The sequence below is a fragment of the Pseudomonas sp. SCB32 genome, assembly GCF_009189165.1.
Classification (GTDB): domain Bacteria; phylum Pseudomonadota; class Gammaproteobacteria; order Pseudomonadales; family Pseudomonadaceae; genus Pseudomonas.
The window spans coordinates 1,037,357-1,055,704 of record NZ_CP045118.1 but is presented as its reverse complement, the minus strand read 5'-3'; the positions used below and the strand labels follow the sequence as shown (position 1 = coordinate 1,055,704).

The 18,348-nt window shown below is 61.1% G+C and carries 20 protein-coding genes and 1 tRNA gene; 9 read left to right on the top strand and 12 right to left on the bottom strand.

The genetic code is table 11. From position 1 onward, the window contains the following. Positions 1–56 precede the first annotated feature (56 nt). Positions 57–623 carry a hypothetical protein gene (locus GA645_RS04995; protein ID WP_152220502.1) on the top strand — a complete coding sequence of 189 codons (567 nt, stop codon included), beginning with the start codon at positions 57–59 and terminating at the stop codon, positions 621–623. A 361-nt stretch (positions 624–984) separates the two neighbouring features. Here GA645_RS04995 and GA645_RS04990 read toward each other — a convergent pair whose 3' ends face one another. From GA645_RS04990 to GA645_RS04980, 3 genes are all read right to left on the bottom strand, one after another. Continuing rightward, a complete protein-coding gene (locus GA645_RS04990; RefSeq protein WP_152220500.1) occupies positions 985–2,880 on the bottom strand; it encodes a hypothetical protein in 1,896 nt (631 codons plus the stop codon). Between the two features lie 195 nt (positions 2,881–3,075). Continuing rightward, positions 3,076–3,151, bottom strand: a tRNA-Thr gene (locus GA645_RS04985). Between the two features lie 42 nt (positions 3,152–3,193). Continuing rightward, positions 3,194–3,709 (bottom strand): pilin, encoded by a 516-nt coding sequence (locus GA645_RS04980; protein WP_178119486.1) that lies wholly within the window; start codon positions 3,707–3,709, stop codon positions 3,194–3,196. 225 nt (positions 3,710–3,934) lie between these two features. On the opposite strand from GA645_RS04980, the gene pilB reads away from it, so the two are divergent. The 5 genes from pilB (at position 3,935) to yacG (ending at position 8,611) form a co-directional block, all read left to right on the top strand. Continuing rightward, a complete protein-coding gene (gene pilB / locus GA645_RS04975; protein WP_152220498.1) occupies positions 3,935–5,638 on the top strand; it encodes a type IV-A pilus assembly ATPase PilB in 1,704 nt (567 codons plus the stop codon). Positions 5,639–5,641: 3 nt separating this feature from the next. After that, the gene (locus tag GA645_RS04970; RefSeq protein WP_152220496.1) at positions 5,642–6,859 is read left to right on the top strand and encodes a type II secretion system F family protein; all 1,218 of its coding nucleotides are present in this window, start codon (positions 5,642–5,644) and stop codon (positions 6,857–6,859) included. 5 nt (positions 6,860–6,864) lie between these two features. Continuing rightward, complete coding sequence (locus GA645_RS04965; protein ID WP_152220494.1) at positions 6,865–7,737, top strand: A24 family peptidase; 873 nt, start codon at positions 6,865–6,867, stop codon at positions 7,735–7,737. 65 nt (positions 7,738–7,802) lie between these two features. Then, positions 7,803–8,411, top strand: a complete 609-nt coding sequence (gene coaE / locus GA645_RS04960; protein ID WP_152220492.1) for a dephospho-CoA kinase — start codon at positions 7,803–7,805, stop codon at positions 8,409–8,411. Then, positions 8,408–8,611 (top strand): DNA gyrase inhibitor YacG, encoded by a 204-nt coding sequence (gene yacG / locus GA645_RS04955; protein WP_015475735.1) that lies wholly within the window; start codon positions 8,408–8,410, stop codon positions 8,609–8,611. The genes coaE and yacG overlap by 4 nt, the downstream gene beginning before the upstream one ends. Before the next feature lie 175 nt (positions 8,612–8,786). Here yacG and GA645_RS04950 read toward each other — a convergent pair whose 3' ends face one another. The 4 genes from GA645_RS04950 to GA645_RS04935 all read right to left on the bottom strand — a co-directional run bounded on the left by GA645_RS04950 (position 8,787) and on the right by GA645_RS04935 (position 10,682). Then, on the bottom strand, positions 8,787–9,002 hold the full coding sequence (locus tag GA645_RS04950; RefSeq protein ID WP_152220490.1) for a hypothetical protein: 216 nt from the start codon (positions 9,000–9,002) through the stop codon (positions 8,787–8,789). Between the two features lie 107 nt (positions 9,003–9,109). Further along, positions 9,110–9,799 carry an energy-coupling factor ABC transporter permease gene (locus GA645_RS04945; RefSeq protein WP_152220488.1) on the bottom strand — a complete coding sequence of 230 codons (690 nt, stop codon included), beginning with the start codon at positions 9,797–9,799 and terminating at the stop codon, positions 9,110–9,112. Then, positions 9,796–10,263 (bottom strand): FAD/FMN-containing dehydrogenase, encoded by a 468-nt coding sequence (locus GA645_RS04940; protein WP_256676068.1) that lies wholly within the window; start codon positions 10,261–10,263, stop codon positions 9,796–9,798. Before GA645_RS04940 ends, GA645_RS04945 begins: the two co-directional genes overlap by 4 nt. A gap of 2 nt (positions 10,264–10,265) precedes the next feature. After that, positions 10,266–10,682 (bottom strand): GNAT family N-acetyltransferase, encoded by a 417-nt coding sequence (locus GA645_RS04935; protein WP_152220486.1) that lies wholly within the window; start codon positions 10,680–10,682, stop codon positions 10,266–10,268. 108 nt (positions 10,683–10,790) lie between these two features. On the opposite strand from GA645_RS04935, the gene GA645_RS04930 reads away from it, so the two are divergent. From GA645_RS04930 to GA645_RS04920, 3 genes are all read left to right on the top strand, one after another. After that, the gene (locus GA645_RS04930) at positions 10,791–11,420 is read left to right on the top strand and encodes a DUF1780 domain-containing protein (RefSeq protein WP_152220483.1); all 630 of its coding nucleotides are present in this window, start codon (positions 10,791–10,793) and stop codon (positions 11,418–11,420) included. A 78-nt stretch (positions 11,421–11,498) separates the two neighbouring features. Next, positions 11,499–11,669, top strand: a complete 171-nt coding sequence (locus tag GA645_RS04925) for a DUF3094 domain-containing protein (RefSeq protein ID WP_152220482.1) — start codon at positions 11,499–11,501, stop codon at positions 11,667–11,669. A gap of 53 nt (positions 11,670–11,722) precedes the next feature. Beyond that, entirely contained in the window at positions 11,723–13,021 is a 1,299-nt protein-coding gene (locus GA645_RS04920) for an NAD(P)/FAD-dependent oxidoreductase (protein WP_152220480.1), read from the top strand. A gap of 183 nt (positions 13,022–13,204) precedes the next feature. Here the strand turns inward: GA645_RS04920 and cyoE are convergent, their stop codons facing one another. From cyoE to cyoA, 5 genes are read right to left on the bottom strand one after another with little or no spacing between them, the layout of a single operon-like run. Beyond that, the gene (gene cyoE / locus GA645_RS04915) at positions 13,205–14,092 is read right to left on the bottom strand and encodes a heme o synthase (RefSeq protein ID WP_152220478.1); all 888 of its coding nucleotides are present in this window, start codon (positions 14,090–14,092) and stop codon (positions 13,205–13,207) included. Positions 14,093–14,103: 11 nt separating this feature from the next. After that, positions 14,104–14,466, bottom strand: coding sequence for a cytochrome o ubiquinol oxidase subunit IV (gene cyoD / locus GA645_RS04910; protein ID WP_015475725.1), 363 nt, complete (start codon positions 14,464–14,466; stop codon positions 14,104–14,106). Continuing rightward, positions 14,466–15,095, bottom strand: coding sequence for a cytochrome o ubiquinol oxidase subunit III (gene cyoC, locus GA645_RS04905; protein ID WP_015475724.1), 630 nt, complete (start codon positions 15,093–15,095; stop codon positions 14,466–14,468). The genes cyoD and cyoC overlap by 1 nt, the downstream gene beginning before the upstream one ends. Before the next feature lie 3 nt (positions 15,096–15,098). Beyond that, complete coding sequence (gene cyoB, locus GA645_RS04900) at positions 15,099–17,078, bottom strand: cytochrome o ubiquinol oxidase subunit I (RefSeq protein ID WP_152220476.1); 1,980 nt, start codon at positions 17,076–17,078, stop codon at positions 15,099–15,101. Positions 17,079–17,084: 6 nt separating this feature from the next. Beyond that, the gene (gene cyoA, locus GA645_RS04895) at positions 17,085–18,068 is read right to left on the bottom strand and encodes a ubiquinol oxidase subunit II (protein ID WP_152220473.1); all 984 of its coding nucleotides are present in this window, start codon (positions 18,066–18,068) and stop codon (positions 17,085–17,087) included. Positions 18,069–18,348: the final 280 nt, after the last annotated feature.

Genomic DNA, 18,348 nt, shown 5'->3' with positions numbered 1-18,348 from the left:
CGGTGGGAAAATTGGGCAGCCGCCAAGCCCCTCTGACCAGATAAAAGGATTAGATAGTGACGTCAGTATATAAGCGCGTGATCACTTTCCACTGCCTAGGTGCAATATACAACCAAGGACTAGCATTTGGTGAAGCTGGAAGAAATCTGATTGACTCTAAACAGAACAACCTATTCGTTCCGGGTATGATAAACATCTGCCTGGCAACCGAAATTTTCCTTAAGTCGCTCAATGCGACTATGACTTACATTCTGGATGAGAAAGACGGCGAGGTTGTCTCAATGGGACGAGACGAGAGTCTTGTTATTAAGCCCGGAGGTCAAGGTCACTATCTCAGTAAGTTATACGAAAAGCTGCCAGGCGATACAAAGGAATCCATCAAGAGCTTCGCAAGGGCAGAAGGCTATGGGGGCGATATCGCGGAAGGCTTGCAGCGGTACGACAAAGTATTCGTTGAATGGCGGTACATCTACGAAAAAAACGATCCAGGAGTGCTGGGTACTAGCCCGCTTTTCGAAATTTGTAACGCAATAGATGCCCATTGCAGGCATTGGGTCGACCAGATGGTAGGTGCTGCCGATGAAAAGATTGACGAGGACCATCCCGAATTTGAGCCGGTATAGCCATAAGTGAAAACCCGGCCCACTCGCCGGGTCTCTGAGAGCTTGAACGTTGAGGTCCAATTGTGTAAAGGGGTTCCAAACCTCTTAACTATCAATTTCCATCTGCTCGCTTCGGGAATGGCTGGCACTGGTGAAATTTTCAAGCGTCTTGCGACTGGTGCCTACATCAAACATTACGGTGTAAAGGCGACGCTTGGAGTCGATCCTCGTCGCCAGGGGGCTCGCTGTTGCTATTATGTGAACAGCGAAAGCATCAAGATTCGCCGTGATGCGCTCGCGAGCAGGCCTCAGATCTTACTTAGCAGCTCCAGACGTTTGCCCCAGCTCTCTGGGCAAAGGGATCGGCAACGCCATTTAGCCTTCAGTGCCTAGCGAGCAGAATGCAGTTCATCCACTCGTGATGGGTGGCGGGGAAGAAGATTTTTCCGGAGCAACGAGTAATCGCGGTGTAGAGCAACGCCAATTTTTGCGACATCTCTTGTTTGCTCCGCAAGTTATCGAAGTAATAAATGTCCTCGGATATCGCCACCCTGGGAAGCTCAAAGTTCTTCGAGGAGGCAACCGTGACTATCAGGTGCCGACTCGGCGTGCCTCGACCGAGCTCGTCGAGCTCAGCGCCGTTGTATAGGCCTGATACCCCAAACTTGGTGCCGACCTTCTCCAACCAGTCCTCGACCCGCAAGAAGGCATGGTTCCATGCCATTCTGGTGCGCAGCTCACTCCAAGATCGGAACCCTGCCAGCTTGAAATGCTGCGGCATCGCCAGCCCGCTATAGAGACCGAGGCAATCCTCCAGAAAAGTCCCCAGATCCACGCTGTAGGCCACCGCTGCGCCCTTGCCCTGGTACCGATTCCGGATTAGCCAGTCAAATACACCCCATTCATCTGCCACAAGAATGGCTGAAGGCTCCGGCGGAAACTGCTCTGCCCGGTACTCAGCAATCACCGTTTCCTTCTCGGCATTACCGATAAAAGGTTCGACCCGCGCCCCTGGGAAAGCGTCAATTAGAGGATTCAGGTAGTTAACGAGCTGTGGACCGGCACGAAGCGATAGCGTCATCTCGCGGTGTCGGATCTTGGCCGCATGGGAAACATAGCGGCCTTGAAGGTTCTGGAACTGATCCCCCAAGGTAATAACTACCTGCGGCGAGCGATCGAGTATTTCAACGAGCGGACTGATCAAGTCATGCCCCTCGTCGATCACCACCACCTGATACGAATCCGGGATATTGAGGCCCATTAGGGCAATCTGCTTCAGCCGGTGCCAACCGGTTACACGGATGGCCAAGTCCTGGCGATCGAGATCAATCATTACCGACCAGAGCTGCTTGGCAAGCGCCACCAGCACTTGCTGCTGTGCCAAGGAGAGTGACGCCTGCAGCGCGTTTGGCAGATGCTGGGCGGAAATTTCCGTGTCATTCGACAGACAGAACTTATTGATCGCCGGACACAGCGCGCGAACGATCTGCGGACCACTTAAATTGCCCACGGAAGAAATATTCAGCCGCTCCGCCACGCTTTCGTCCGAGAAGCGGCGGTTGGCGGCCAGCCTGATCTTCTCCTCCAGCCGCGGATTGCCACGAGCCAGGATGAGGCTTGAGAGCTTGGCAAAGGTCAGTGCATGGATCTGGTGAGAGAATTGTTTTTTGACCGGCCAAAGCTTGCTCTCAACGTCAGCCAGAAACAGGCATCGTCTGTCGTGAAGGATGCTGACTACTTCCCTCAGAACGAACGTCTTTCCCGCCCCGGCATACGCCTGAGTCTCGATGGAATCTCCAGGGTTCGCGCGGATAGTTTCGACTAATCGGTATTGCGGATCACTCAATCGGACAGTCTGCCCATCAGACCGAAGGTGGTCACGATTGACGGTGCTAGAGGCTCGAGCATAGGTCCTGGCGAAGTCGAAATTCCACGATCCATCACCATGGACGTACTGGCGCAGCGTCACCGCTTTCTGATCGATAAGGCCGATGCCTAAGGAGGATGCAGCCAACAGACCAGCGGCGAAAGCATCTCGGTTGTAGGACTCGGCTAGCACTGAGGCTAAAAGATCAGATGGGTGCGCTAACAGCCTGGCAAAAATGCGCTCCATCTCCAACGGAGACTGCGGTCGTTCCGTCAGCTTCGGGACCTGGAGCAGGTAGAGAATCGCCGCCATTTCGTAGCGGCATGGTTGTTCCGAGTCTAGCGACACTCCGCTGACTAAAGCTTTGCCAAGCTCCTCACTCAGAGGCAGATACCAGACGGGGCGCATCATCACCAGACGTGGGGTCGTTCAACGAGCTGTCTTAGTACAAGAGGATGGGGCTAGGGTCAACACAACGGACCGTTGTGATGGTCTGTCATGGGAGCCTGGCTATTAAGCCCTGCGAATTCCTGCGCTGACGTTAGCCCCGTGTTAGCCCGCTCCAAAAAAGAAAAAGGCCCGCATCGCTGCGGGCCTTTATTTTTCTGGTGCCGGTAAGAGGAATCGAACCCCCGACCTTCTCATTACGAATGAGCTGCTCTACCGACTGAGCTACACCGGCGGCGGGGCGAAGACTATCACCTCGCCCCTGCAACCTCAAACGTTAGCCTTTGCAGGAGCCCGGCAGGTACGGAGCCAGTGCAGCAGCGTCAGCCGCCAGCGGAGCGCACTTCCAGCCTGCGATGACTTTGCCCTGGTCTTTGTTGGCAGCCGAGACATCGATGGGCTTAGTCAGAGCCAGGTCGGAGTACGGAGTCAGGGTAATCGACTTGCCATCCAGAGCGGTGTTGCCGAAGGCACCAGAAGTGGTCATTACGGTTACCATACCGCTTTGGTCAGTGGTCACACTGAGGACATATTTGGTCGGCGCAGCGTTTGCAGCACCAGCAACGTTCTGCTCACAGCCCCATTGGTTCAGGGTGCCGGTGGTGGTGACGTTCATGGTTTGAACGGCTTCGGTAACAGTGGTACGGCAAGCCGAGGCCGCCAGGATCACTTCAGAGAAACGAGCCTTCGCGGTGTAGTTCTGATAAGCCGGCAGGGCGATGGCGGCCAGGATACCGATGATCGCTACCACGATCATCAATTCGATCAGGGTAAAGCCTTTTTGAGCTTTCATAATTTCTCTCCAGGTTTGGGATGCGGTCCTTGGACCTAATTCCTGAGTAAGCAGCATCCATGCCAGGTCGCTTACAGCCAAAACTCAAGCTTTAATAAGCAACTTCAGACAACAGGAAGCGAAATTACGCAGGAAGTGACAAATTTCGACAGTGGTGCAGGCCTTATTTGGCACCTCCACACAACTGCGTTATAAGGCTTTCAATTATTCCTCCGGCCATTCTCCATGAACGATCAAGTCGTCCTGTCCGGCCTTGCCCGGCAACTGGTGCAATCTCAACTGCTCGACGAGAAGAGCGCCCAGCAGGCGCAGCAACAGGCCCAGCGCAACAAGCTGTCGCTGGTGACTTACCTCGTACAGAACAAACTGGTGAAAAGCCGGCCCCTGACGGAGCTGGCGGCCGATCAATTTGGCGTCGCCTTCTGCGACCTGAGCAGCCTGGACCGGGAGAGCTTTCCCAAGGACCTGGTCAGCGAGAAACTGGTTCGCCAGCACCGCGTCCTTCCCCTTTGGCGGCGCGGCAACAAGCTCTTCGTCGGCCTCTCGGACCCGACCAACCACCAGGCGATTACCGACGTCCAGTTCAGCACCGGCCTGACCACCGAGGCCATCCTGGTCGAGGACGACAAACTCGGCGATGCCATCGAGAAGCTCTTCGAAAGCGCCACCGGCGGGCTGGACGACCTGGCCGATGTCGATCTGGAGGGCCTGGACGTCGAGAACGGCAACACCGAACGCAAGGATGATCCCATCGGTGGCGACGCCGATGACGCCCCCGTTGTCCGCTTCGTCAACAAGATGCTGCTGGATGCCATCAGGGGCGGCTCGTCAGACCTGCACTTCGAACCCTACGAGAAGATCTACCGCGTCCGCTTCCGTACCGACGGCATGCTTCAGGAAGTGGCCAAGCCGCCGGTCCAACTGGTCAGCCGCATCTCCGCGCGCCTCAAGGTAATGGCGGGCCTGGATATTTCCGAGCGTCGCAAGCCGCAGGACGGCCGCATCAAGATGCGCGTATCCAAGACCAAGTCCATCGACTTCCGCGTCAATACCCTGCCCACGCTGTGGGGGGAAAAGATCGTGATGCGTATCCTCGACTCGGCCAGCGCGCAGATGGGGATCGACGCCCTCGGCTACGAGGAGGCGCAGAAACAGCTCTATCTCAATGCACTGAAGCAGCCGCAAGGCATGATCCTGGTGACCGGCCCCACCGGCTCGGGCAAGACGGTATCGCTGTATACCGGCCTGAACATCCTCAACACCCCTGACATCAACATCTCCACCGCGGAAGACCCGGTGGAGATCAACCTGGAAGGCATCAACCAGGTCAACGTCAACCCGAAGCAAGGCCTGGACTTTGCCCAGGCCCTGCGCGCCTTCCTGCGTCAGGACCCGGACGTGATCATGGTGGGCGAGATCCGCGACCTGGAAACGGCGGAAATCGCCATCAAGGCGGCCCAGACCGGGCACATGGTGATGTCCACCCTGCACACCAACAGCGCCGCGGAAACCCTGACCCGCCTGCTGAACATGGGGGTTGCCTCCTTCAACCTCGCCACCTCCACCAACCTGATCATTGCCCAGCGTCTGGCACGCAAGCTTTGCCCCAGCTGCCGGAAAGAGCATGACGTCCCACATGAAACGCTTCGCCACGAGGGTTTCCCGGAAGACCGGATCGGTACGTTCAAGCTCTACGCGCCCGTTGGCTGCGAAAACTGCAAGAACGGTTACAAGGGGCGTGTAGGTATTTATGAAGTGGTTAAAATCACGCCGGCGCTACAGCGGATTATCATGGAAGAAGGCAATTCCATTCAGATCGCCGAACAAGCCCGCAAAGAAGGCTTCAACGATCTGCGCACCTCGGGCCTGCTGAAGGCTATGCAGGGCATTACCAGCCTCGAGGAAATCAACCGCGTGACCAAGGATTAATCCATGGCGGAAAAAACATTACGGACCAGTATCTTCACCTGGGAAGGCACTGACCGAAAGGGCGGGAAGATCAAAGGGGAGCTCTCGGGGACCAACACCGCGTTGGTCAAGGCCCAACTGCGCAAGCAGGGCATCAACCCCACCAAGGTCCGCAAGAAAGGCATCTCGCTGCTGGGTAGGGGCAAGCGGATCAAGCCGATCGATATCGCCCTGTTCACGCGGCAGATGGCGACCATGATGGGCTCGGGTGTCCCCTTGCTGCAGTCTTTCGACATCATTGGCGAGGGCTTTGATAATCCGAACATGCGCAAGCTGGTGGATGAGATCAAACAGGAAGTTGCCGCCGGTAACAGCCTGGCAAACTCCCTGCGCAAGAAGCCGCTGTACTTCGACGACCTGTACTGCAACCTGGTCGATGCGGGCGAACAGTCGGGCGCCCTGGAAACCTTGCTTGACCGCGTAGCGACCTACAAGGAAAAGACCGAGTCGCTCAAGGGCAAGATCAAGAAAGCCATGACCTACCCCATCGCGGTCGTGCTGGTGGCCATTATCGTTTCGGCCATTCTGCTGATCAAAGTGGTGCCGCAGTTCCAGGCGGTGTTTGCCAACTTCGGCGCGGAACTACCTGCATTTACCCGCATGGTCATTTCCGCCTCGGAAGTGCTGCAGCAATGGTGGTTCATCGTCCTCATCGTCCTGTTCGCCATCGCCTTCACCCTGCGTGAAGCCCATCGACGCTCGGAGAAGTTCCGGGATTCGGTCGATCGCTCTGTTTTGAAGGTGCCGGTCGTTGGCGACATCATCTACAAGTCCGCCGTAGCCCGTTACGCCCGAACGCTATCCACGACGTTCGCCGCGGGTGTTCCGCTGGTGGAAGCCCTGGACTCGGTATCCGGCGCGACCGGCAACGTGGTCTTCCGCAATGCGGTCAACAAGATCAAGCAGGATGTCTCCTCCGGTACCCAATTGAACTTCTCCATGCGCACTACGGGAGTATTCCCGAGCATGGCCATTCAGATGGCAGCCATCGGCGAGGAGTCCGGTTCGCTGGATGCCATGCTCGACAAGGTCGCGAGCTTCTACGAGGAAGAAGTCGACAACGCCGTCGATAACCTCACCACGCTGATGGAGCCGATGATCATGGCCGTGCTCGGCGTATTGGTCGGCGGCCTGATCATCGCCATGTACCTGCCGATCTTCCAACTGGGCAACGTCGTATAACCCACATGTCCGTCTTCGACCTCCTGGCCAGCACCCCGCTGGCCTTTGTTTTATGCGCGCTCGCACTCGGGCTTCTGGTCGGCAGCTTCCTCAACGTGGTGATCCATCGCCTGCCGCGGATGATGGAACGCGACTGGCAGCGCGAGGCACGCGTGGCGCTGGATCTGCCGGAAGGCGAGCCGCTGCCCACCTATAACCTGATCCTGCCGAACTCCCAGTGCCCGCACTGCGGCCATGAGATCAAGGCCTGGGAAAACATCCCGGTCGTGAGCTACCTGGCACTGGGCGGCAAGTGCTCTTCGTGCAAGGCTCCGATCAGCAAGCGCTATCCGCTGGTCGAGCTGGCGTGCGGCGCCCTCTCGGCCTTCATCGCCTGGCACTACGGTTTCGGCTGGCAAGCCGGCGCCATGCTGCTGCTCGGCTGGGGCCTGCTGGCGATGAGCATGATCGACGTCGATCACCAGTTGCTGCCCGACGCGCTGGTCCTGCCCCTGCTCTGGCTGGGGCTGATCGTCAACTACTTCGGATTGTTCACCCACCTGGGTGACGCGCTCTGGGGCGCGGTGTTCGGCTACCTGAGCCTGTGGTCGGTGTACTGGCTGTTCAAGCTGCTCACCGGCAAGGAAGGCATGGGCTACGGCGACTTCAAGCTACTGGCCATGCTGGGCGCCTGGGGTGGCTGGCAGGTGCTGCCGCTGACCATCCTGCTGTCGTCGCTGGTAGGCGCGGTGCTGGGCATCATCACCTTGCGCCTGCGCAACGCCCAGACCAGTACGCCGATCCCCTTCGGCCCCTATCTCGCCATCGCCGGCTGGATTGCGCTGCTCTGGGGTGGTCAAATAACCGCGACCTATCTGCAGTTCGCCGGTTTCCACTAGCCTTCCCTCGCGCCGAGTTCGTTCGGCGCGCTCTGACGGTCGCTGGGCCGGCAAGAAGGAGAGCCATGAAACCCTGGATTCTGGGCCTGACCGGCGGAATCGGCAGCGGCAAGAGTGCCGCCGCCGAACACTTTGCCGCGCTGGGCGTACACATGGTGGACGCCGATCATGCCGCGCGCTGGGTGGTCGAACCCGGCCGCCCCGCCCTGGCCAAGATCGTCGACCGCTTCGGCGATGCCGTGCTGCTGCCGGATGGCCAGCTCAACCGCGCCGCCCTGCGCGAGCGCATTTTCGCCTCGGAAGCAGAGCGCCGCTGGCTGGAGCAACTGCTGCACCCGCTGATCGGTGAAGAAATCGCCGCCAATCTGGCACGCGCCGAATCGGTCTACGCCATCCTGGTCTCGCCACTGCTGGTGGAGTCCGGGCAGCGCCGCATGACGCAGCGCCTGCTGGTGGTGGATACCCCGGAACACCTGCAACTGGAACGCACCATGCGTCGGGACAAGGTGTCCGAAGAACAGGTCCGCGCGATCCTCAAGGCTCAGGCCGTGCGCGAAGACCGACTCAAGCACGCGGACGACGTGCTGCTCAACGATGGCGACCTCGCGCACCTGCACCAGCAGGTCGAGCGCCTGCATCAGTTCTATCTCGGCCTGCGTGGAGGACAACCATGAGCCAACCTATGACCGTGGAATGCCCCACCTGCGGTGCCCCCGTGGAGTGGAGCGCGAAAAGCGAATTCCGCCCCTTCTGCTCGCACCGCTGCAAGCTGATCGACCTGGGTGCCTGGGCGGCGGAAGAACACGCCATCCCCGGTGACAACCTGGAAGACGAGCTGTTTTCCGGTGACCTGGAAAAGCCGCGCGGACATTGAAGCAGACAAAGAAACCGCCCCAATGGGCGGCTTCTTTTTCTGCTCGGTATAGCCGTCCAGTGTAGGAGCGAGCTTGCTCGCGAACGCTTTTACTGGCGATACCTGCGATCGGGCGGTTCGCGAGCAGGCTCGCTCCTACAGAAAAGAAAAGGCCCGCATCAGCGGGCCTTTTCGTTCAGGGACGCATGAAGGAGTAGTCCTTTTCCTCATCCAGGTTATCGGCGAGGAAATGCAGTTCGTGCCCCAGGTCTTCCTCGGTGCGGACCTGCGCATTGGCCCGCACCACTGCGCTGAGCAGCGCACGTACCACCAGTTGCGGGTCCTGCCCCGCTGCCTCCGCCTCGATCAGCAGCTCCTGAAGACGCTGCTCTGCCCAGCTATGAATGCTCATCGGCAATCTCCTCGCGAATGGGGGGCCAAGCTTCCCCGATCGCAGGACTTTTCCGAACTGACCTGGATCAATCGCCGGAGGCGATGCGCCTAGTCGATGGCCGAACATCAGCGCGACTCATCGTCGTCCTTCCAGGGCGCCTGCAGGTAACGCGTGCGATTGAAGGTTTCCAGCCAGTCCGGATAGAACACCACCAGCCCGGTGACGATGGTGCCGTTGATGAAGGCTTCCGGGAACATGATCAGCCAGAGGTAGCCGATGAAGTCTTCTATCCACGGCGGCATCGGGAACAGGCCATCCATCCACAGCAGGCCCAGGCCGAGCATCAGGCTGCACAGGGCGGCCAGCGCGGCGGGAAAGAACCCCGAGCAGAAGATGTAGACGAACAGGTTCCGCGGCTGCCGGCGCTCGACGAAGATCGCCGCAAGCTCGGTGATCAGCACCGGGATCAGCACCAGCAGGATGCCGTTGATGCCGATGGCGGCCCAGTCCTGGCGGTCGAGCACGCACAGGCCGATCTGCGCCGCGAGGCCGACGATGATCGCCAGCGGCCAGTCCAGCAGCAAGGTCACGGCGGTCATGCCGATGAAGTGGAAGGACACGCCCGAGGCGAAATCCCGCCGCACCAGCCACAACAGGAACAGCCCGAGCATGGTGCCGAACACCAGGTGCTGGCGGCGGAAGTCGCTGATCAGCTCCAGCCAGGGGGCGCGCCAGGCCGCCCAGGCCAGAACGGGCAGATAGATTGCCCAGCCCAGCTCCAGGGTTTCTTCGGAGAGCAGGTGTGCGGCAATCACGGCGCGCCCCGCTCCAGCGCCTGGCGCAGCGTGTCGGTACTGTCGAAACGGCGGATGTCGACCACCCTGCCCCGCTCCACCTGCAGCCAGGTCACGACTTCAGGCTGAGCGGTGAAGCGGCTGGCGATTCGCGCGTCGCGATCGAGCAACACGCGGTAGCTGTAGTCGCGCATGGCGGGTACGGCAAACATGGCCGATATCGGCGCGGGCATGCGGCTGATGTCCGCGACGAACACCACGTGCCGAGCTTCGAGGTAGCCGGCGGGGCGGCCTTCGAGTGCTGACTTGACCAGCTGGCTGCCGGCCATGTCACGGGCGATCAGCACCACTCGCAGTTCGGCGTTGACCGTGTAGGGTTTGTCGAACTGGTCCAGCAATGTCCAGCCGCCCACCACGGTCGCGTCCTGCGCCACCACGGAGCCCGCCAGCAGCAGGAACAGCAGTCCGCTCAGCATTCGTTTCACGCTCAACCTCCCACGGAGAAAACCTGTAGATCCTCGCGCCGCCCCCAGCCTTCCTGGGCCTCCCAGAATGCGAGGGCCCGAGGAGCGTCCCTGAGCACGAAGACGTGGGATTTGCCGATCCCCTCGCTGGCCAGGCGCGCCAGCGCCTCCTCGAGCAGTGCCCGCGCCAGTCCTCGCCCACGGAACGCTTCGTCGACCACCAGATGCTGAAGATAGCCCCGGCGTCCATCATGACCGGCCAGCAGGCTGCCGATTACCCGGCCTCCATTCTCCAGTACCAGGCTCAGGCCGGGGTTGCGACGCAGGTAGGCCACAAAAGGCTCGTAGTCGTCATCACGGCGTAGCTGGATGCCCGGCGTGCGCTCCCACAGGGCGCGGAGGGCGGCGTGATCGTCGGGAACGGCGGAGCGCAGCAGCATCGCGACCTCGGTGTCATGGCTCGCGACAGTCTACACCGGGCGTCCCTCCCGACGCCGCCCCGTCGACTCGGCAACGCCCCTGCGATGCACAGCAACTATGCTGAAGACATGAATGAGTCCGACTACCTGCGCCTGCTGACCCGCCAGGCGGAACAAGCCAACGACTTCCTCTCCAACGGCCGCAAGTGGGAGCGGGAGTGCTGGGCCTGCCAGCGCCTGCTGCAGGCCCTGAAAGTCCCCTATCGCCAGGAAGACTTCATCGCGCCGGCACAGCAACCGCCGGACGTGCTGTTTCGCGATGCCAGCTTCGAGGTGTTCTTCGTGCTCGACCAGGGCCGCCGGCTCAACGAGGAATGGCGCGAGGAACTGCTGCGCCGGCGCATGGCGCAGAGCATCAACCAATTGATCCGCCGCGAGCAGCGCCCGCGACGGATCCCCTGTGCGGACCTGCAGGCGCGCCTGGCGCCGACGCTGCGCAAGAAGGCGCACAACTACAGCGAGCGCGGCATCGACGTGCGCGACCTGGACCTGCTCGCCTTCGTCAGCCTCAAGCGCGAGACGGCGGACTTCAACACCCCCTTTCCGCCCCCCACGGAATACCTGCGCCAGGGCTGGCGCTCCCTCTCGATCGTCGCCCCTACCTTCGCCCGGGTGCTGTTCGCCCACACCGACGCGCCTGACTTTCTGCGCGGCAGCCTTGGACGCACAGTGCTGTTCGATATGGGCGTGGGTCTTTGAGAGCCGCTGGCCCCTTTGTGCATTGAGGGGCCGCCCGAGCCCTACTAGAATGCAGGGCATTACAAACGGAGGCCGCCCATGCCCAGTCGCTTGAGCCCCGAAGACCAGCAGAAGGTCGATCAGTACCTCAGCTCTCCCGTCCACCAGGTCGAACGCGCGCCGTTCAAACCCTGGCTGATGATGGGAGCCTTGCTCGCTGTGGTCATCGGCCTGGGCCTGCTGAGCCGCCTCCTGGCCTACCTTGCGTGAGCGCCGTGCCGCCACGGGCCGATACAGGATTCCTTAAGCTATGAGAATGCAACATGTCCCATCGTATCGTGATCGTCGGCGGCGGCGCCGGCGGGCTGGAGCTCGCGACCCGTCTCGGCCGCACCCTGGGTAAAAAGGGCAAGGCGCGCATTACGCTCGTCGACGCCAACCTCACCCACATCTGGAAACCCCTGCTGCACGAAGTCGCCGCCGGCTCGCTCAACTCTTCCGAAGATGAGCTGAACTACGTCGCCCAGGCGAAATGGAACCACTTCGAATTCCAGCTCGGCCGTCTCAATGGCCTGGACCGCGCCGGCAAGCGCATCCAGCTCGCCGCCACGCTCGACGAGCAGGGCGCGGAACTGGTTCCGGCGCGCAGCCTTGAGTACGACAGCCTGGTCCTGTCCATCGGCAGCACCACCAATGACTTCGGCACCCAGGGCGCCGCGGATCACTGCATCTTCCTGGATACCCGCGAGCAGGCCGAGCGCTTCCACAAGCTGCTGCTGACCCATTACCTGCGTGCCCACGCCGGGCAGGACAAGGACGACCAGATCAGCGTCGCCATCGTCGGCGCCGGCGCCACCGGGGTGGAGCTGTCCGCCGAGCTGCACCACGCCGCGCAGGAACTGGCGGCTTATGGCCTGACCGGCATCCAGCCGCAGAACATGCGCATCACCCTGATCGAGGCCGGCCCGCGCGTGCTGCCGGCGCTGCCCGAGCGCATCAGCCGCCCGGTGCACCAGACGCTGGAGAAACTCGGCGTGCGCGTGCTCACCGGTTCGGCGGTGCAGGAAGTCACCGCTGAAGGCCTGCGCACGGCGGTGGGCGAGTTCATTCCGGCGAGCCTGAAGGTGTGGGCGGCGGGCATCCGCGCACCGAGCCTGCTCAAGGAGATCGACGGCCTGGAGACCAACCGCATCAACCAGCTTGTGGTCCGCCCTACCCTGCAGACCACCCGCGACGACAACGTCTTCGCCTTCGGTGATTGCGCCGCCTGCCCCATGGGCGATGGAAGCGAACGCACCGTGCCACCGCGCGCCCAGGCCGCGCACCAGCAGGCTTCGCTGCTGGCCAAGGGACTGGTGGCGCGCCTGGAGGGCAAGCCGCTGCCGGAGTATCGCTACACCGACTACGGCTCGCTGATCTCGCTGTCGCGCTTCAGCGCGGTAGGCAACCTGATGGGTAACCTGATGGGTAGTGTGAAGCTCGAAGGCTGGCTCGCGCGGATGTTCTACGTGTCGCTGTACCGCATGCACCAGATGGCGCTGTACGGACCGTTCCGCACGGCGCTGCTGATGATCGCGGACCGCATCGGGCGCAGTACCGAGCCGCGATTGAAGCTGCACTAATGCCCGTAGGATGGGTAGAGCTTGCGAAACCCATCGATCCCTGTGCCAACAGCATGGGTTTCGCTGCGCTCTACACCATCCTACGAAGAGCAGCCGTTCACGAGATATGGCACGCACCGGTAAATGCTCCGCCCACAAAAAAGCCGCCCCGAAGGGCGGCTTTTTCGTTGCAGCCGAGCAGCCTTACAGCGCCGCCAGCATCGACTGGGCCGGGATGGCCTGGAAGTCGATGGACATCATCAGGCTCAGCACGCTGATCGCGATGATCGAGAAGGCGAACAACTGGCGGGCCCAGCGGCGGTCGTCTTCGGCACTGAAGCCTTTCACCGCGATGAACAGCCACCAGGCGCTGACGGCCAGCGCCACCACCAGGTAACCGTAGCCGGCGAAGCCGGTCAGGGTCAGCAGCAGGGTCGCAAGACCAAAGGCCAGCACGTAGTAGAGGATCTGTTTCTTGGTCGCTTCGATGCCCCGCTCCACCGGCAGCACGGGAATCCCGGCGGCACGGTAGTCATTGAGGCGGAAGATCGCGATGGCGTAGCTGTGCGGCATCTGCCAGAGGCAGAAGATCAGCAGCAGCACCGCCGCGCCCATGTCGAAGTGACCACTGGCGGCGCAGTAGCCCACCACCGGCGGCATGGCTCCGGAGAGGCTGCCGACCAGCGTGCCGTAGACCGAGCTGCGCTTGAGCCAGAGGCTGTAGAGCACGACATAGACGAAGAAGCCGAACGCAGCGAGCAGAGTCGCCTGCAGGTTGGTCTTCCACGCCAGCAGGCCGAAGCCCGCCACGCCCAGCACCAGGCCATGGGCCAGGGCCGCCGTGAGCGAGATCTGCCCGGTCACGGTGACACGGCCACGGGTACGCTCCATGAAGCGATCGATGTCACGGTCGATGCAGTTGTTGAACACACAACCGCTGGCAACGACCAGGGACAGGCCGATCACGGTGGCCAGCAGCAGCATCGGGTCAACGCTGCCGCGAGCGGCGAGGAAGTATCCCCCCGCCACCGCGATCAGGTTGCCGAAGATGATGCCCGGCTTGGCCACCAGGAGATAACGCTTGAGTTTCACGGCATCGGCCCTCAGGGCATCGGCATCATCAGGGTGTCTGCGGTGTAGATGATCCACAGCGACAGACCGACCACCAGCAGGATGATGATGGCGGTGAAGATGAACGCCATGACGTTCCAGCGGCCTTCGGAGCTGAAGTTCATGTGCAGGAAGCAGATCAGGTGCACCACGACCTGAACCAGACCCAGGATCACCATGGTCAGCAGGGTCGCGTGGCGCGAGAAGCCACCGTCGATGACCATGTAGAACGGGATCGCGGTCAGGATCACCGAGAGCACGAAGCCGATGGCGTACGAACCCAGGCTGCCGTGACCGGCGCCGTGGTTGTCGTGGCCGGCACCGTGGGAGTCGTGATGATGTGCAGCAGCGGTCATTACAGAGCCCCCATCAGGTAGACGACGGTGAATACGCAGATCCAGACGATGTCCAGGAAGTGCCAGAACAGGCTCAGGCACATCATGCGGGTGTTGTTCTGCGCGGTCAGGCCACGGGTGCCGATCTGCGCCATCAGCACCAGCATCCACAGCAGGCCGGCACTTACGTGCAGGCCGTGCATGCCGACCAGGGTGAAGAAGGACGACAGGAAGGCGCTGCGGCTCGGGCCGAAGCCTTCGACGATCAGGTGATGGAACTCATTGAGTTCCATGCCGATGAACGCGGCGCCGCAGAGGAAGGTCACGCCCAGCCAGGCGATGGCCTTGCCCTTGGCTCCCTTGTGCGCGGCCAGCATGGCCAAGCCGTAGGTGCAGGAGGAGATCAGCAGGATCGCGGTTTCGACGGCCACGTAGGGCAGTTCGAAGATGTCTTTGCCGCTCGGGCCACCGGCCGTGTGGTTGACCAGCACGGCGTAGGTGGCGAAGACGCTCGCGAACAGGATGCAGTCGGTCATCAGGTACAGCCAGAAGCCGAAGACCGTCATGCCGCCGCTGTCGTGGGCGTGGTCATGGTCGTGCGCCGCTTCGTGCGTATCGACCAGGTGTTGATTCAGTACTGCCGTCGACATGGTTTATACCTGCGCAGTGGCGAGTTTCTGGAAGTTGGCGTTTTCGATGCGCTCGATCTCATCCGGCTGGACGTAGTAGTCCAGGTCGGTGACGTAGCTGCGCACGATGACCGAAGCGATCATGCCGACGAAGCCGACACCCACCAGCCACCAGATGTGCCAGATGGCAGCGAAGCCGAAGAGGAAGGCGAACACGGCGATGGAGAAGCCCGCAGCGGTGTTCTTCGGCATGTGGATCGGGTTGTACGCCGGCAGCTTGCGGTACGCGGTACCGGTCTGCTTCATGTCGTGGAACGCGTCGATGTCGTGGACGTGCGGCAGCTCGGCGAAGTTGTAGTACGGCGGCGGCGAGGAAGTGGACCACTCCAGGGTACGGCCGCCCCACGGGTCGCCGGTCACGTCGGCCAGCTGCTTGCGGTTCTTGATCGACACCAGCAGTTGGATCAGCTGGCAGGCGATGCCCAGGAAGATCAGCACGGCGCCGAAGAACGCCACCACCAGGTACGGCTTCCACATCGGGTTGTCGTAGTGGTTCAGGCGACGGGTCATGCCCATGAAGCCGAGGATGTACAGCGGCATGAAGGCCATGTAGAAGCCGACCAGCCAGCACCAGAAGGAACGCTTGCCCCACTTCTCGTCCAGGGTGAAGCCGAAGGCTTTCGGGAACCAGAAGACGAAGCCGGCCAGGTAGCCGAACACCGCACCACCGATGATGGTGTTGTGGAAGTGAGCGATCAGGAACAGGCTGTTGTGCAGCAGGTAGTCAGCACCCGGAATGGCCAGCAGAACGCCGGTCATGCCACCGATGGTGAAGGTGACGATGAAGCCCAGGGTCCACAGGATCGGGGTGTTGAAGCGCAGGCGGCCACGGTAGATGGTGAACAGCCAGTTGAACAGCTTCACCCCGGTCGGGATCGAGATCAGCATGGTCGCAACGCCGAAGAAGCCGTTGACGTCGCCGCCCGAACCCATGGTGAAGAAGTGGTGCAGCCAAACGGTGAAGCCGAGGAAGGTGATCGCGGCGCTCGCCCACACCATCGAGGTGTAGCCGAACATGCGCTTGCCGGCGAAGGTCGCGGTGACTTCGGAGAAGATACCGAACGCCGGCAGGATCAGGATGTACACCTCAGGATGGCCCCAGGCCCAGAAGAGGTTGATGTACATCATGGCGTTGCCGCCCAGCTCGTTGGTGAAGAAGTGCATGTCGAAGTAACGGTCCAGCGACAGCAGGCCCAGGGCCGCGGTCAGGATCGGGAACGACGCAACGATCAGGATGTTGGCGAAGGTGCAGGTCCAGGTGAAGATCGGCATCTGCATCAGCTTCATGCCGGGGGTACGCATCTTGAACACGGTTACCAGGAAGTTGATACCCGTGAGCAAGGTACCCATACCCGATATCTGTAGCGCCCAGATGTAGTAATCCACACCCACGCCCGGACTGTAGGCCAGCTCGGACAGCGGCGGGTAAGCGACCCAGCCGGTACGGGCGAATTCACCCAGGCCCAGGGATACGTTCACCAGCATGGCGCTGACGACCAGCAGCCAGAAGCTCAGGGAGTTCAGGAACGGGAACGCCACGTCGCGCGCGCCGATCTGCAGCGGCACGGCCAGGTTCATCAGACCGGTCATGAAGGGCATGGCCATGAAGATGATCATGATCACGCCGTGAGCGGTGAAGATCTGGTCGTAGTGTTCCGGCGGCAGGTAGCCGTGGTTGGCGCCTTCAGCCAGCGCGAGCTGGCCGCGCATCATGATGGCGTCGGCGAAGCCGCGCAGGAGCATGACCAGGGCGACGATGATGTACATCACGCCGATCTTCTTGTGGTCGATGGAGGTCAGCCATTCGGTCCACAGGTAGGTCCACTTGCGGTAGTAGGTGATCGCGCCGAAAACACCGAGGCCCAACAGGGCGACGATGGCCAGCGTGATGACGATGATCGGCTCGTGATACGGCACGGCCGACAGTGTCAGTTTCCCGAACATCTGTGGTTACTCCTGGCTCGGATTCATTTGCATGCCCGGCATGTTGCTCATGTCGTGGCCCGCCATGGCGGTCTCGTCATGGGCAGCTTCGCCGTGCTCGCCTTTGGCCTGCTCTTCGAGCTTGTGGGCCTTGGCCATCTGGTGGCCGGCGTGTTCCCACTTGTTCAGCACGCTGGAGAACAGCTCGGGGCTGACGGTGGCGAAATAGGTCGCCGGGACGTTCTCGGTCGGCTTCACCAGCTCCGGGTACTGATCCAGATTCAGGGTCTGCTGCGAGGCCTTGACCTTCGCGACCCACTCCTGGAAGCCCTGCTCGGAGGTGGAGATGGCCTTGAACTTCATGCCCGAGAAGCCGCCACCGCTGTAGTTCGCGGAGATACCGTCGAACACGCCTTCTTCGTTGGCGATCAGGTGCAGCTTGGTCATCATTCCGGCCATGGAGTAGATCTGGCTACCCAGCTGCGGAATGAAGAAGGAGTTCATCACCGAATCCGAGGTGATCTGGAAGTTCACCGGGGTGTCTTTCGGGAAGGCGATTTCGTTGACGGTGGCGATACCCTGTTCCGGGTAGATGAACAGCCACTTCCAGTCCAGCGAGATGGCCTGGATGGTCACCGGCTTGACCTCGGAGTCCAGCGGACGATACGGGTCCAGCTTGTGGGTGCTCTCCCAGGTGATCCAGCCGAGTGCGGCGATGATCAGGCAGGGAACCAGCCATACCACCAGCTCGATCCTGGTCGAGTGGGACCAGTCCGGCATGTAGGTGGCCTTGGTGTTCGATGCCCGGTATTTCCAGGCGAACCCGAGGGTCATGAGGATGACCGGCACCACCACGATCAGCATCAGCAGGGTTGCCGTGATGATCAGGGACTTCTCGTCAGCGCCGACCTGCCCTTTCGGGTCGAACAGCGCCATGTTGCAACCACCGAGCATCAGCATCGGCAGCCACGCAAGTCTCTTCAAAATTCCTGTGTACTGCTCTTTTTTCATCTTGCGGCCTTAGTGGATGAAAATCGCTTCACCGCCCACGAGTCCTCGCCATGCACTGCTCGACGACTCGTTACCCGCGACTTTTCCAAGCCGCCTGCCAGGGCTGTCATGGATTCACGAACGCGGCCGCACGGATTCCAGGCAAAGGGAGGTCGCCCGGTCTTCGCGATGCGAAACCGATTTCGTCAGCTGATTCGATCCGTGTTATTCAGCGTGTAGTGTCTGGACTGGCGGCTCGCTAGAGCGCGCGCGTCGCACACCGGATGCACGAGCGGATTGC

Excerpts from the sequence above, each read along its gene's own strand:
- GA645_RS04990 (WP_152220500.1), bottom strand. The coding sequence starts at position 2,880 with ATGATGCGCCCCGTCTGGTATCTGCCTCTGAGTGAGGAGCTTGGCAAA.
- GA645_RS04980 (WP_178119486.1), bottom strand. The coding sequence starts at position 3,709 with ATGAAAGCTCAAAAAGGCTTTACCCTGATCGAATTGATGATCGTGGTA.
- pilB (WP_152220498.1), top strand. The coding sequence starts at position 3,935 with ATGAACGATCAAGTCGTCCTGTCCGGCCTTGCCCGGCAACTGGTGCAA.
- GA645_RS04970 (WP_152220496.1), top strand. The coding sequence starts at position 5,642 with ATGGCGGAAAAAACATTACGGACCAGTATCTTCACCTGGGAAGGCACT.
- GA645_RS04965 (WP_152220494.1), top strand. The coding sequence starts at position 6,865 with ATGTCCGTCTTCGACCTCCTGGCCAGCACCCCGCTGGCCTTTGTTTTA.
- coaE (WP_152220492.1), top strand. The coding sequence starts at position 7,803 with ATGAAACCCTGGATTCTGGGCCTGACCGGCGGAATCGGCAGCGGCAAG.
- yacG (WP_015475735.1), top strand. The coding sequence starts at position 8,408 with ATGAGCCAACCTATGACCGTGGAATGCCCCACCTGCGGTGCCCCCGTG.
- GA645_RS04950 (WP_152220490.1), bottom strand. The coding sequence starts at position 9,002 with ATGAGCATTCATAGCTGGGCAGAGCAGCGTCTTCAGGAGCTGCTGATC.
- GA645_RS04935 (WP_152220486.1), bottom strand. The coding sequence starts at position 10,682 with ATGCTGCTGCGCTCCGCCGTTCCCGACGATCACGCCGCCCTCCGCGCC.
- GA645_RS04930 (WP_152220483.1), top strand. The coding sequence starts at position 10,791 with ATGAATGAGTCCGACTACCTGCGCCTGCTGACCCGCCAGGCGGAACAA.
- GA645_RS04925 (WP_152220482.1), top strand. The coding sequence starts at position 11,499 with ATGCCCAGTCGCTTGAGCCCCGAAGACCAGCAGAAGGTCGATCAGTAC.
- GA645_RS04920 (WP_152220480.1), top strand. The coding sequence starts at position 11,723 with ATGTCCCATCGTATCGTGATCGTCGGCGGCGGCGCCGGCGGGCTGGAG.
- cyoD (WP_015475725.1), bottom strand. The coding sequence starts at position 14,466 with ATGACCGCTGCTGCACATCATCACGACTCCCACGGTGCCGGCCACGAC.
- cyoC (WP_015475724.1), bottom strand. The coding sequence starts at position 15,095 with ATGTCGACGGCAGTACTGAATCAACACCTGGTCGATACGCACGAAGCG.
- cyoB (WP_152220476.1), bottom strand. The coding sequence starts at position 17,078 with ATGTTCGGGAAACTGACACTGTCGGCCGTGCCGTATCACGAGCCGATC.
- cyoA (WP_152220473.1), bottom strand. The coding sequence starts at position 18,068 with ATGAAAAAAGAGCAGTACACAGGAATTTTGAAGAGACTTGCGTGGCTG.